Genomic DNA, 13,180 nt, shown 5'->3' with positions numbered 1-13,180 from the left:
GGTCTCGCAAGACGGCCGTGAGCCCACCGGAACTGATGGACAACAGACCGTATCAAAAGAGGCCGACGTTGACGGCGTACGACCAGGGTTCTCCCGCTACGGACAGGAGAACGAGTGCACCACCGAGCAGTCCGACGTTTTTCAGGAAGTGATTGAGCTCGTTCTCGCGTTCGTCCGACGAAACGTTCCAGAAATCGTGGAACAACGGCGTCGCAACCACGAGAAACGTCGCGAGCGCCCCGGCGGACAACACCGGGAAGACTCCCAGAATGATGCCGAGACCGCCGCCGAGAAGCATCACTCCGGATGCGATGACGGCGAACGACGCGGCTGGAACCTCCTTGTACTGTGCGTATCCGACTCGACTTTCGAACCGAACGAAGTGATTGTATCCGTTGTACGCGAACAACGCTCCGAAGAGAACGCGTCCGAGCAACAGTATTTCTCCCTCGAGTGCCATGATTTGTATCTTCCAACTCCCACTGTGGACGTCCCGTCGACCGGTACCTCGTATGATGTAGAACGTACGATGCAATAGCTATTGCCGTACAACGGGCCAGTACGCTTCGCTTACGACAGGATCCGCCATGAGCGGCGACGGCTATCGGGAGGCCTGTGGGCCGAGAGCGAAACGGGGATCCAGGTAAAATCCTCGATTCGGAGCACCAATTCAGCTTTGACTCGACAGTTCACCCGCCGAGTCGGTGATGGCTCGAGCGATGGTCGCCACTGAAACTCGTTGTACACCTGCTCGCCAGTCTGAACGCGGTTCGAGTGACGCGAAAAACGCGAACGACCGAACGCAGAGATGACCCGTGAGCTGTGCGATTAATGTGTCAATCGTTGCACCTGTTACTATACGTACGGCCGAGAGTGCGAAGAAATGATCGGATTAAATGTTGAAAACCATTCATAAGTATCGTTTTCCCGGTTTAGGTACTGTTAAGTAGTAGCACGCATCTTTCGTTACCATGGAAACCTATGCGTTCCATCTGATGCCGTACCAGGATATCGAAAACATCACCGAAGAGCACGCCGCCTGGCCCTGGACGGACTACACGTACGATCCGGAGAAGGGGTCTCAGTACTATCAGGATTATCTGGGACAACTCGAGTACGCGGCCGATCTCGGGTTCGACGGAATCGGCGTCAACGAACATCACTACAACGCATACGGATTACAGCCAAGTCCGAACATCACGGCGGCGAACCTCGCGGCTCGAACCGACGATACGACGATCGCGTTCTTCGGGAACCTGCCAGCACTCCGGGAGAACCCGATTCGCCTCGCCGAAGAGATCGCGATGCTCGACAACATCACCGAGGGTCGCATCATCAGTGGCTTTCCACGGGGCATTCCGAGCGAGTATTTCGCGTACGGGATCGACATGGAAGACTCACGGAGCCGCTTCGAGGAGGCATGGGACCTCATCCTGAAGACGTGGACGGCCGACGAACCCTTCGACTGGGACGGCGAACACTTCCAGTACGAGAACGTCTACGCGTGGCCGCGACCGTACCAGGACCCACATCCACCGCTGTGGATGCCCGCCGAGAGCGAAGAATCCCTACGGTTTACCGCCAAGAATCAGGTGCCGACCGGCCTGGTCTTCCAGCCAGTCGATACGATCCGCGAGAAGTTCGACGAGTACCGCCAGTACGCGACCGAGGATTACGGCTGGACGCCGAGTGACGAGGACTTCAGCGTCATGCGAGCGATCTACGTCGCCGATACGATGGAGAAAGCCCGCGAGGAGGCCGAACCTCACCTCAGGAAGTTCTACCAGACGCTTACCGCCGGTGTTCACATCGGCGTCGCCGCGAACATGATGGGCGACCAAACGTACGATCCCGACAAGTGGGATACGTACGTCGAGAACCTCCACCCCCACGGCGAGTTCGCCTACAACTACGACTTCGACGACTTCCAGGAGTACGGGGAGACGATCGTCGGCACGCCGGAGTACGTCGCCGAGCAACTCGAGGAACAGTACGAGGCGGTCGGAGGCTTCGGCCGAATCGTCGGACAGTTCCACTTCGGCGATCTGCCGGACGAGAAGGTACGCAAGAGCCTCGAACTGTACGCGGACGAAGTCAAACCGGAGGTCGACAAGATCGGCTCGGCGTAGTCGCTCTCGGTCAACCCCCGAACGGTGTACTCGTCCGCTCGTGACGAGCCCTCGACGAGCTTTGGGTCTACTCGATCGTGGGCATATCGATTCGTGTCCGAGTGACGCGAGACGGGAAACGCGTCCCTCCCGAATCTATCGACGAGGAACTGAATCCTCTCTCCCGAATCGGTTTACTCGGCGAAAACGACGAATATCGTGATGCGTGCGAACGAGCTCCCCCCACAGCGACAGCCGTTCATCGACGAAGCAAAAGGCCCAGCGACGTTTCACGAACTGCCGGTCGAGGAGATGTGACGAAATGACATTACCGCTTTCCTCAGACTGCCTGTGCGCTCACCACCACGCCCGCTACCGGGGCCCATCCGAATATGCGGGATTTTATGTGTGAGTACATCCACGGAAGCGTATGGAAGAAGGGGTGAAATCCGTGGCGAAAACGACCGAAACGTCGATAGAGGTAGTGTATGCACTCGGAGAGCTCGGCGAAGCGACACTCGAGGAACTCGCCGACTATCTAGATCTCTCGCCGAGTACCACACACCGGCATCTAGCGACGCTCCGGAAACACAAATTCGTCACGCAGACCGGCAACCGGTATCGGATCGGGCTCCAGTTTCTGACCGTCGGCGGCGTCGCCCAACGACAGGTTACCGCGTTTCCCACGATCAAAGAAAAGGTCGACGAACTGGCGAGCAAAACGGGAGAACGGGCCCAGTTCATCGTCGAGGAACACGGCGAACGAATATACCTCTACACCGAGGTCGGCCAGAGCGCCGTCCAGACGGGAGCACACGTCGGAAAGCGCGGCGAACTATACACGAGCGCGGGCGGAAAGGCCATCCTCGCACATCTCCCCGACGACCGCCGGACGGAAATCGTCGACGACCTCACGTTCGAGACGGGAACGAGCGACAGCCTCGGATCGGCCGAGGAGTTGTACGACGAACTGGACACCGTTCGGGAACGCGGGTACGCGTTCAACGTAGAGGAAACCACCAGAGGGGTAAACGCCGTCGGCGGCGTCGTAACGGACGCCGACCAGTGTGTCCTCGGCGCGCTGAGCGTGTCAGGGCCGGCGAATCGACTGAAGGGAGATCGATTGACCGTGGAGTTCCCGGAGTACGTTCTGGGCGCGATCAACGAACTCGAACTCGAGATCACACACGCCGTCCACAGGTAAGATCGAATTACCGGCGAGAATTTGGTCGTGATTCCGACGGATATCGAACGTACGAACCGCCTATCGGTCGAGTTGCTCCTTCCAATCGTTCCCCGTGAGAAGTAACGAGCAATCGATCCGAATATTCGACATCGGTGTGCCGGCGCGAACAGTTTCGTTTACGATAGTACACCTATAACGCACCCGTTCGTACCGATGAAAGCAGAGCGTCCCTAAACCGCGATCCCACATCGCGGGATGGAATGCAATTCGAAGACCGAGACAACGGACCAACGGCGGTATCGGGCGAGAGAAATCCGAGTATATGAGACGTAAGGAGAGTTCGAGAACTCACGAAGAATCGTTCAGTTCGCCAACGGTTCCGGACACCGGTACGGATTGCGACGAGTCGTTACCGGTCGATCACACGACTGCGGGCGATCGACCGGCAATCAGTCAGCACAGACCGTATCACTCGACGGGCGTCAGCCGAGGATTCTGCGCCTCGCTTCCCCGTCGGAGTTGGTAGTCTCCCTCGAAGGCGATCCGGTCGCCGACCGATACCTCGCCGTCGGAAAGCTGAGCGATCAACTGGACCTCGCCGAATCGGGCGAGACCGAGCCGGTTTGGCGACCGGATATCCGCCGGCGTGACCCGGTTTTCGGTCCAGGCGAGCAGTTCGCCGACCTCGAGTTCGTACGTCGAGTGCTCTGTGCCGGCACAGTCGGGACACCGACGGCGCGTGTAGTACCATCGATGGCCACACTCCTCACAGACGAACGCGTGATCGACCGGAACGGAATCGGATTCGGGTGTGTGATTCGAGTCAGTCATGATTCGAGAAGGGTACAGACGCTGTTGTTTCCGAATCCGGCGACGTTGATCGCGAACCCGACGTCCACGTCGGGAACCTGACGCCGGTCGGGGAGATCGCCTCGCAACTGCCACACCAGCTCGATCAGCTGTGATATCCCGGTCGCACCGAGAGGATGGCCGCGGGCTTTCAACCCGCCGCCGGGATTGACCGGAAGCTCGCCGTCGAGTTTGGTTTTACCGTCGAGCGTCGCCTCCCACGCGGTTCCGGGCTCGTAGAACCCGAGCTCCTCGAGTTCCAGTAGCTCGAGGACGGTAAACGCGTCGTGAATGCAGGCGACGTCGACGTCGTCGGGTCCGAGATCTGCCTGATCGAACGTCCGCTCGCCAGCGAGCCGGACGCTTTCGATCGCCAGCGGATCGGGTCGGGCCGCGACGGCGTGTGTCCCCGTTGCGCTCCCGATACTCGTCACCCGCACTCCTTCGTCGCGTGAGATGACGACCGCGGCGGCGCCGTCGGTCATCGGACAACAATCGTAGAGTCGGAGCGGGTCGGCGATCACCGGCGACTCGAGGGCGTCCTCGATGGAGATCCGTTTCTGGAACTGTGCCACCGGATTGTAAAGCGCGTTTCGGTGGTTCTTCGCGGCGACGGCGGCCAGGGCCTCTCGAGGCGCGTCGTACCGATCGAGATAGGCGTGTGCAGCCACACCGGCGAACGACGGGAGGGTGAGTCCCTGCTCGTACTCCCGCGGGTGGACGAGTTGCCGTATCGAATCCGTGACGTCGGCAGTTTCGCCGACGGACATCTTCTCGACGCCGACGACGAGGGCGACGTTCGATTGACCGCTGGCGACGGCCTCGACACCGCGGTGGACGGCGCTCGCTCCGCTCGCGCTCGTGTTCTCGACCCGGTCCGCGCGGACGCCCTCGACGCCGAGCGTCGACGTCAACGCGTTCGCGACGCCGGCCTGTGTCCCAAGCGCCTCCGAAAGTGCATTAGCGACGTGGACCGACGAGACCTCCGCTCTCGAGTAGTCACCGTCCTCGAGGGCACGCTCGGCCGCGACCGCCGCGAGGTCGACGACGGATCGGTTCGAGGCGTTCTCGAATTGGGTCATTCCGACGCCCCCGATACGGACGTCAGTCACGTGTTTCACCACCGGGCGGGCGGATCGCCGTGTCGTGTCCGTCGGCGTGCGACTCGTCTCGATAATCGGGTGGACCGGTGAACCGTTCCACCACTGTGATGTGATGACGTGTCATGGATGTAACTCCTCGAGACGCCTGACTGGCTTCTCTGTCTGGCGGTAGTTCACAGCGGGTTAAACCACTTGCTAAACCGAACGGTCGGGGAATCGCCGCAACTCGAGGAGGGCCGACGCCGAATCAGTCGAACTCCGGTGGTCGGTCGTTCAGAAACGCGTCGACGCCCTCCCGGTGGGCCGGCGTATCGTACGCCTCCGTCTGGACGTACGCCTCGCGCTCGAGCCCGGCCCGCCAGGACCGTCCGAGATTGTCGTGGATCGCCCGCTTTGCGAGGCCGAGCGTCTCGGTCGGACGGGCCGCGAGCGTCTCGAGGAGGTCGTCGACGCAGTCGTCCAGATCACCGTCCGGAACCGATTCGTTGACGAGGTCGATGGAAGCGGCCTCCTCGGCTTCGATGAGTCGACCGGTAAAGACCAGTTCCTTCGTCCGCCTGAGTCCGATGAGTCGGGGTAAGGTGACGGTGGCACCCATATCCGGAACGAGACCGACGTTGACGAACGACGCGCCGAATCTGGCCGACTCGGCGGCGTAGGCGAAGTCCGAGGCGGCAACGAGCGAGAGTCCGGCGCCGACGGCGTCCCCGTTTACCTTTGTGACCACCGGAACCGGCGCCGTCAACACCCGTTTTGCAACCCGTCCGAGCGTCGACCGAACCCGTTCGTAGGCTTCGGCCGTCGTCTCGTCTCGGGCCGCCATCGCTTCGATGTCGCCGCCGGCGCTGAACGACTCGCCGTCTCCGGTGAGAACCACGGCGTCGAGCGTGCACTCGTCGACGGCGTCGAGTTCCGCCGCCAGATCCCGGGCGACCTCCGCGGTGAACGCGTTTCGAGTCGCCGGGCGATCGAACGTGAGATATCTGACCCCGTCCTCGGTGTATGCTCTCATAACACACAACTCACCGTTTCGACACTTAAGCGTACGCGTCGGCGTGCTATCGAGGCCTTCGAACCCGGAATCCGTCGGCGTGATGATCGAGCGGCGACCGCCGACGTGAAGACCCATCGACGACCGCCGACGTGAAGATCAATCGGCGACCACCGACGTGGCGTCACCGGTACTGACGGACAACAGCACCTCTCGTACGGTTTACTGGAAGTGATTTCCGGCGCAACCACCCCCAGGTCGCGGTTACACCGGGAAACCGGTACAGAAATCCGTATCAGGGCTCCTCGAGATCGGTTCGCGCTCGCCACTCCGGGTCGCGGTCCTCGAGGAACGCGTCGATTCCCTCGTTCTTCTCGCCGGCCGCGAACAGCTGTGCGAACAGTTCGGCCTCGTACTCGATGCCCGCCTCGAGGTCCATCCGAGCGCTCGCCGCGACGGCCCGTTTCGCGAACTCGAGTGCGACGGGGCTGTGTTGGGCCATCGACGACGCCAGCGTCGACACTTCCCGGTCGAGTTCGTCCGGCTCGCAGACGACGTCGACGAGTCCGATCTCGGCGGCCGCCGCCGCCTCGAGGAGTTCACCCGAGAGGATGAGACGCATAGCCTGGCCCTCGCCGACGAGTCGAGGGAGTCGCTGGGTTCCACCGCCACCCGGCATGAGTCCAAGCGAGATTTCGGGCTGGCCGAGTTTCGCGCGCTCGTCTGCGATGCGAACGTCACAGGCCATCGCCAGCTCACACCCGCCACCGAGGGCGTGGCCGTTGATCCGGGCGATCACCGGCTGTCGCAGATCGTCGACGACTTCGTACACCCGCGGTCGTTTGCTCGCCTCGCGCTGGGCGAGGGCGTTGCGCTCACGGAGTTCGGTCACGTCGGCGCCGGCGACGAACGCATTCGAGTCGGGAGAGCCGGTCAGTACGACGACCCGAACCCGACTCTTCTCGACTCGCTCGAGTACGCGCGTGAGTTCCCGTCGCAACTGTGCGTCGAGTGCGTTTCGGGCGTCCGGACGCGACAGCGTGACGGTCGCGACGGTCGCCGCGGGATCGTCGAGTGCGACCTCGACGGTCTCGCAGTCGTCTGCAACCGATTCGATCGCCTCCAAGTCCGTCGGTCCGTCGGTCACGGCTGACCACCGCTATCGGCCCGGTTGGTCCCGTTCGTTCTCCCCCTATCCCCCGGTCCGTCGACGGTGCCGACGATCTCGCCGTTCTCCCAGCGATAGAACCCTTCGCCCGTCTTCTTTCCGAGGTTGCCGGCCCGGACCTTTCGCTTGAGGATCTGTGGCGGGCGAAAGCGCTCGCCCAGCTCCGTCCGGAGGTGTTCGAGGATGTCGAGGCGGACGTCGAGTCCGACGACGTCGCCGAGTTCGATCGGTCCGACGGGGTGGTTGTAGCCGAGCGTCATCGACCGGTCGACGTCCCGGGGCGAGGCGACTCCCTCCTCGACCATCCGCATCGCCTCGACGCCGAGGCCAACCCCGAGTCGAGAGGAGCTAAAGCCCGGCGAGTCCGCGACCTCGATCGCCACCTTGTCGATCGACTCGACGAACTCGTGGGCGACGTCGACGACCTCGGCGGCGGTCTGTTCGGCGACGACAACTTCGACCAGCGACATGATGTGGACGGGGTTGAAAAAGTGGAGGCCGATCCCGCGCTCGGGACGGTCGAGCGCGGCGACGAGTTCCGTAACGGGAAGCGAGGAGGTGTTCGAGGCGACGACCGCATCGCGAGGCGTGGCGTCTTCCGTACTCGAGAGCACGTCCGCCTTCAACTCGAGGTCTTCGGGGACAGCCTCGACGACCAGGTCCACGTCCTCGACGGCCGATTCGAGGTCGATCGTTCCCTCGATCCGCTCGAGGGTCTCCGAGGCCGTCTCAGCGTCGACTTTGCCGCGGTCGATTCCTTCCGAGAGCGTCACTTCGATCGCGTCGATTCCGTCCCGAACTCGCCGGTCATCGACGTCTCTGAGCGTCACGTCGTGGCCGGCCATTCCCGCCACTTGGGCGATTCCGCGACCCATCGTCCCGGCGCCGAGCACTGCGACGTTCATGGGTGTGACGACCCCACACAGACGCATAACGATTTTGTAGGTTATTTGAGAGTACATGCTCGTCTCCGCTCGCGTCGACCCCGGGTACGCACGGAGTACACGCCGATGGCGAGAAAGAACGAAATAGCCAGCGCTCGTTCTCCCGCTATGGCTCTCGTCACCGACTCCGACGAGCCGACCGCGATCGACGTCCACGCCCACCAGCCCACCGCGGAGTTCCTTCACGACGCTGGCGGAGAGATGATGCGGGATGCGGCCGATCGGTTCGGCACCGACCTCGAGACCGACACGTACGAGAACATGATCGAGGAATACCACGCGGCGGGCGTCGGAACGGCAGTGTTGCTCGGGTGGGACGCCGAGACGAACACCGGTAACCCGCCGGTCTCGAACGATTACGTGGCCGAAGTCCGCGACACGTACGACGACTTTTTCGTCGGATTCGGGAGCGTCGATCCGCTCAAAGACGACTGCGTCGAGGAGGCGATTCGGTGCGTCGAGGATCTCGACCTGTCGGGATTCAAGTTTCAACAGATCGCACAGGGGTTCGATCCGAGCGACCCCGAACACGGGCAGTTGTTCGCGACGATCGAAGATCTCGGCGTCCCCGTCGTCTTTCACGGCGGCAACTCGACGCTCGGCGCGTGTAGCCCCGGTGGCCGCGGGTTGAAAGTCAAATACGGGAATCCGATGTTGATCGACGACGTCGCCGCCGACCACCCCGACCTCGACATCCTGATCGCCCACCCCGCCTTCCCGTGGGAGAAAGAACAGCTCGCGATCTGCCAACAGAAAGGGAACGTCTACATGGATCTCTCGGGGTGGATGCCCCGTTACATCGACGATCAGGTGCTCCACTACGCGAAGACGTTGCTCTCGGATAAGGTGATGTTCGGCACCGACTACCCCATGATCGAACCGGGGCCGTGGCTCGAGCAGTTCGACGAACTCGAGTTTCCAGAAGAGGTCCAGAAAAACGTGCTCTGGCGAACCGCAGAACGGTTTCTGGGGCTGTGAGCCGGTAACGGGCGGTTTGCCGACCGATCGGGGTGGCCCTTCAATTCTGGATAGCCAGGCCACCCGCGAAGTCCGGGCCAGGGCACACAACCGTCCGATTCTTCGGTGAGTCCGAAGCGGAACATGGGTGGAAAAAGAGCGAAATCGTCGAATCGACAGCCCACACTCGCACTCGAGCGGCCAGCGGTAGTCGGGCTGGCCACTGATTCGTAAACGAGAGGACGGCGGAACGTTTTCCACTACGATTTCAGATACTAATCGGATACTGTTCGATTACAGTAAATTATCCAATGGCTTTGAGAGAGTGTCACTACCGTCAGTAAGTCCCGACTAATGTTTTTATTTCTTGTATCGGTGTGTTCTCGTCGGTATTTCTGATATATTGTAGCAAATTTTTATGTGTAACAAAATTCATCCCAAATGAGTTTTTTCGTACAGAGAGAAGGGTAATAGTAACTAACTAACTTCTATTTTGGTATTTTGTGTGGGAGGACGATGGTGAACGCGGGAGAGAACACGCCACCAATACCACCACAACTGATCTACGATGATAGCCGTGTACCGTTCAAACGACCCACAGGAGCCGCGGCGTTCCGGAACGACGAAAACGGCGCAAATGGAGTTTCCGTCACCGAGAACTGGTGGGGCCACGAGTCGGGCCCGAGCGGCAACGGCTCGGACTCGAGCGGCGACCGCGGCGAGGTCGTCGACGGGGAGGGCGTCGGCAACGGTGATCGGCTCGAGATCGAACCCGAGGCCGGTGAGTACCACGTCGAACTGACGGTGACGACCGACGCTGGCGAACGCGCGTCGGCGTCGGAAACGCTCGTCGTCGGCGACTCCGGAATCACGTCCCGTCGTGGATGACACCGGCGTCACCCTCGTCGACGGCGACCGGGAATCGGTCTCGGCGACACTACCGGACGGCTACGGCGTCTCGAGCGCCGTCTTCGCACTGGTCGCGCTCTTCGCGCTCGTGGTCGGCGGCGGGTACGCCAACCGCACCCACACATAGGACACCACCGTTCGAACTTACGGAAAACGGAGCGAGCGAAAACCGCGACGGCGAACGGAGCGACGACCCGTGAGCCGCGGAGTGAGTGAACGCTCCGTTGGCCGTCACCCTCGAGGATGTCCGTGAGTTCGCGACCAGCTTTCGACTGCCCCCCGTCCGACAGTATTAGTACGGACCGGTTGATGTTTGTCAAATCACGATCCGAGCCAGAATATTACAATAGTACTGTTGTCAACTCTCAGTCTCTCACCAGTTTGTTTGGGAGTCCAATCAACGGATTTTGAACAGACACCGGGCGATGGGAGCGCCTGGGTTTCCTACCACAGTGAATCGAAGAGATCGGTCGCGCCCGTGGCACCTGAGAAAAGAGACGAACAGAGAGAGGGCGACGCGTCAAGCCCCACACGGTTGTAACGACAAAGTATGCGCAGTATGGACGAACGCAGGTCCGTTCTACTATGCGGAACCGGTCACGGTAGAGGAGCCGTCGAAACGGTTTATTCACTGCTCGAGTGCGAGCGGCCAGTACGACCGGTGGTGGCCACCAGTTCGCGAGCAGGAGGAGATTGACGGAAAGCGACTACACAGTCGAGGTTCAGGTTCGAATACGCCAATCGACGGAGTCGAGCGACGGCGGGACGGTAAATCGGTGGTGGACTGACGAACTGCAAGTCGTTTACGAACCGGACCCGGGCCCGGAGCTTCCACTTGCAGTGATACTTAGACCGTCTCGTCTGACGATGTGTTCGAGAACTGGATGTTGAGTTCGAGTTCGTTAGCCCGACCGAGCAAGTACGTCGGGAGTTCGTTCTCCAGACGATCACCCTGCATTCGACGGGTCGGGCCGGAAATACTCACCGCAGCGAAAATGCCGTTTTCGCCCTTTCGGATCGGAACACCGACCGCACACAAGTTCGCGTGGTCTTCCTCTCGATTCAGACTGTAATTTTGTTCGCGGACCGTCCTAATTTCCTCCCACAATCGTTTTTCGTTGGTGATGGTATTCTCCGTGAGTGCAGGGAGGCCGTGTTGTTCGATAATCTCCTGAATGCGCGAGTCCGAGAGACGAGCCAGGATCGATTTTCCCGCCGCAGTCGCGTGCAACGGCAGTTTTTTTCCGAGCAAAGGACTGCTCTGGACCGCCTGCTTTCCAGCCTGCCCGTATAGGTAGACTGCCTTACCATGTTCTTCGACGAAGAGCTGGACGTGTTCTCCGGTTTCCGCCGCAAGTTGATCCACCAGTTCCGTCGCGAGGTCGTATCCTGGCTTTCGTTTCGAGGCGTACGAGCCGAACTCGAGGAATTTCAGGCTTACGAGGAACTCGTCACCTTCTTTTACCACGTAGTTGCGCTCGAGAAGGGTCGAAAGGTGTCTGTGGGCGGTACTCTTTGCGATGTCGAGTTCTGAAGCGACAGTTGAGAGACCAGCACCGTCGGTCCGTTTGAGCAGTTCTAAAATGTCGAACGCCGTGTGTGTGGTTTGTACTTCGTTCCGACGAGCGCTTTTATCCACCATGATAACAGGTGGCACGTGTTCGGAAGACTTCAATCTTCCGCATATTCGAACGGTGCGGTTGGTTTCTGGTCTTTCCAGTGTTCGAGAGATCTGAAACCGAGTTCGAATACCGGCATTTATTATTGTTATTATCTACTGTATTTTTCCCGTTTGTCCAAATCGGACGTGTAGAGACAATACTAATAAATAGGTGGCCAAGAAAGTCAGTTTATGGAGTCCCGTAGACTTACTGACGGCTATACTGTCGAGCCGATAATCACCGGTGCGTGGCAACTCGCCGAAGACCACAGCGATAATAAGACCAATACGCCGGTCGAAGACCTCTTCGAGTTCGTCGATGCCGGGTTCTCGACGTTCGACTGTGCTGATCACTACACTGGTGTGGAAGAACTACTCGGGACGTTTCGCGAGCAGTACGGGACCGAGACGGGCGATTATCCGGGTATCAACGTCCACACCAAGTTCGTCCCGGATAAAACCAAACTCGACAGTATTACCCCCGAATACGTCGAAGGGATAATCGACCGCTCTCGGCGTCGTCTCGACGTCGACTCCCTCGATCTCGTTCAATTCCACTGGTGGGACTACGAGATCGACAACTACGTCGAAACGATGGAGATTCTCCACGGATTGAAAAAAGACGGGAAAATCGACCAGCTGGGTGTGACGAACTTCGACGTCGCCCACCTCGAGGAGATCGTCGACGCAGGGGTCCCGATTATCAGCAATCAAGTCCAGTACTCCCTCCTCGACGACCGACCCGAGAGAGCGCTCGTGGATTTCTGTGAGAGAAACGATATCCAGCTGTTGTGCTACGGGACGCTCGCGGGCGGATTCCTCACGGAACGCTATCTCGGCGAGTCCGAGCCGGAACATCCGATGGAGAATCGATCACTCACCAAGTACAAACTCATTATCGAAGAGAACGGAAGCTGGTCCGACTTCCAACGACTCCTCGAGGAACTCTCCACCATCGCGGACAAACACGAGGTATCGATCGCCAACGTTGCGAGTCGGTACATCCTGCAACGCCCGCGTGTCTGTTCCGTAATCGTCGGCGCCCGGAATACCAAACACATCGACGACAACCTTCGAACGACGGATTTCAGACTCGAAGGTCAGGACGTACGCCGGATCGAGCAGGCGATAGCGGAGTTCGACGGAGTGCCCGGAGGAGTGTATACCGCCGAGCGAGAGAATCCGAAGCACGCGAACATTATGAAGTACAACTCGAACATGAAAGCCGAATGATACCGACTGTCTCGACCGAAACGTGCTGGCAACCGTCGATATCATAATCATCGCCGAACGTCGAGGCGCTCT

13 protein-coding genes are annotated in these 13,180 nt (G+C 60.1%); 6 read left to right on the top strand and 7 right to left on the bottom strand.

What is annotated here, in order from left to right; translation table 11 throughout:
- Positions 1-52 precede the first annotated feature (52 nt).
- The gene (locus AB7C87_RS21340) at positions 53-460 is read right to left on the bottom strand and encodes a DoxX family protein (protein WP_369731540.1); all 408 of its coding nucleotides are present in this window, start codon (positions 458-460) and stop codon (positions 53-55) included.
- Positions 461-971: 511 nt separating this feature from the next.
- Here AB7C87_RS21340 and AB7C87_RS21335 point away from each other — a divergent pair.
- Positions 972-2,129, top strand: a complete 1,158-nt coding sequence (locus AB7C87_RS21335; RefSeq protein WP_369731539.1) for an LLM class flavin-dependent oxidoreductase — start codon at positions 972-974, stop codon at positions 2,127-2,129.
- Between the two features lie 409 nt (positions 2,130-2,538).
- Positions 2,539-3,312, top strand: coding sequence for an IclR family transcriptional regulator (locus tag AB7C87_RS21330; RefSeq protein ID WP_369731538.1), 774 nt, complete (start codon positions 2,539-2,541; stop codon positions 3,310-3,312).
- A 450-nt stretch (positions 3,313-3,762) separates the two neighbouring features.
- Here the strand turns inward: AB7C87_RS21330 and AB7C87_RS21325 are convergent, their stop codons facing one another.
- From AB7C87_RS21325 to AB7C87_RS21305, 5 genes are all read right to left on the bottom strand, one after another.
- On the bottom strand, positions 3,763-4,125 hold the full coding sequence (locus AB7C87_RS21325) for a Zn-ribbon domain-containing OB-fold protein (RefSeq protein ID WP_369731537.1): 363 nt from the start codon (positions 4,123-4,125) through the stop codon (positions 3,763-3,765).
- Positions 4,122-5,225, bottom strand: coding sequence for a thiolase family protein (locus AB7C87_RS21320; RefSeq protein WP_369731611.1), 1,104 nt, complete (start codon positions 5,223-5,225; stop codon positions 4,122-4,124). Before AB7C87_RS21320 ends, AB7C87_RS21325 begins: the two co-directional genes overlap by 4 nt.
- 268 nt (positions 5,226-5,493) lie before the next feature.
- On the bottom strand, positions 5,494-6,258 hold the full coding sequence (locus tag AB7C87_RS21315) for an enoyl-CoA hydratase/isomerase family protein (RefSeq protein WP_369731536.1): 765 nt from the start codon (positions 6,256-6,258) through the stop codon (positions 5,494-5,496).
- A gap of 274 nt (positions 6,259-6,532) precedes the next feature.
- Positions 6,533-7,384 carry an enoyl-CoA hydratase/isomerase family protein gene (locus AB7C87_RS21310; protein WP_369731535.1) on the bottom strand — a complete coding sequence of 284 codons (852 nt, stop codon included), beginning with the start codon at positions 7,382-7,384 and terminating at the stop codon, positions 6,533-6,535.
- Positions 7,381-8,310, bottom strand: a complete 930-nt coding sequence (locus AB7C87_RS21305) for a 3-hydroxyacyl-CoA dehydrogenase family protein (RefSeq protein WP_369731534.1) — start codon at positions 8,308-8,310, stop codon at positions 7,381-7,383. Before AB7C87_RS21305 ends, AB7C87_RS21310 begins: the two co-directional genes overlap by 4 nt.
- Positions 8,311-8,457: 147 nt before the next feature.
- On the opposite strand from AB7C87_RS21305, the gene AB7C87_RS21300 reads away from it, so the two are divergent.
- The 3 genes from AB7C87_RS21300 to AB7C87_RS21290 all read left to right on the top strand — a co-directional run bounded on the left by AB7C87_RS21300 (position 8,458) and on the right by AB7C87_RS21290 (position 10,342).
- Positions 8,458-9,327: an amidohydrolase family protein gene (locus tag AB7C87_RS21300; RefSeq protein WP_369731533.1), complete on the top strand. Its 870-nt coding sequence runs from the start codon at positions 8,458-8,460 to the stop codon at positions 9,325-9,327.
- A 495-nt stretch (positions 9,328-9,822) separates the two neighbouring features.
- Positions 9,823-10,194: a hypothetical protein gene (locus AB7C87_RS21295; RefSeq protein WP_369731532.1), complete on the top strand. Its 372-nt coding sequence runs from the start codon at positions 9,823-9,825 to the stop codon at positions 10,192-10,194.
- Positions 10,187-10,342 carry a hypothetical protein gene (locus tag AB7C87_RS21290; RefSeq protein ID WP_369731531.1) on the top strand — a complete coding sequence of 52 codons (156 nt, stop codon included), beginning with the start codon at positions 10,187-10,189 and terminating at the stop codon, positions 10,340-10,342. Before AB7C87_RS21295 ends, AB7C87_RS21290 begins: the two co-directional genes overlap by 8 nt.
- 720 nt (positions 10,343-11,062) lie before the next feature.
- On the opposite strand, the gene AB7C87_RS21285 is transcribed toward AB7C87_RS21290, so the two are convergent.
- Positions 11,063-11,857 carry an IclR family transcriptional regulator gene (locus AB7C87_RS21285; RefSeq protein ID WP_369731530.1) on the bottom strand — a complete coding sequence of 265 codons (795 nt, stop codon included), beginning with the start codon at positions 11,855-11,857 and terminating at the stop codon, positions 11,063-11,065.
- 210 nt (positions 11,858-12,067) lie between these two features.
- Here AB7C87_RS21285 and AB7C87_RS21280 point away from each other — a divergent pair, with 210 nt between their 5' ends.
- On the top strand, positions 12,068-13,108 hold the full coding sequence (locus AB7C87_RS21280) for an aldo/keto reductase (RefSeq protein WP_369731529.1): 1,041 nt from the start codon (positions 12,068-12,070) through the stop codon (positions 13,106-13,108).
- The last annotated feature ends 72 nt before the right edge of the window (positions 13,109-13,180 follow it).

This window comes from Natrarchaeobius versutus (genome assembly GCF_041205745.1).
GTDB lineage: Archaea > Halobacteriota > Halobacteria > Halobacteriales > Natrialbaceae > Natrarchaeobius > Natrarchaeobius versutus.
The sequence above is the reverse complement of the archived record's forward strand: the minus strand, read 5'-3'. Positions and strand labels throughout refer to the sequence as shown.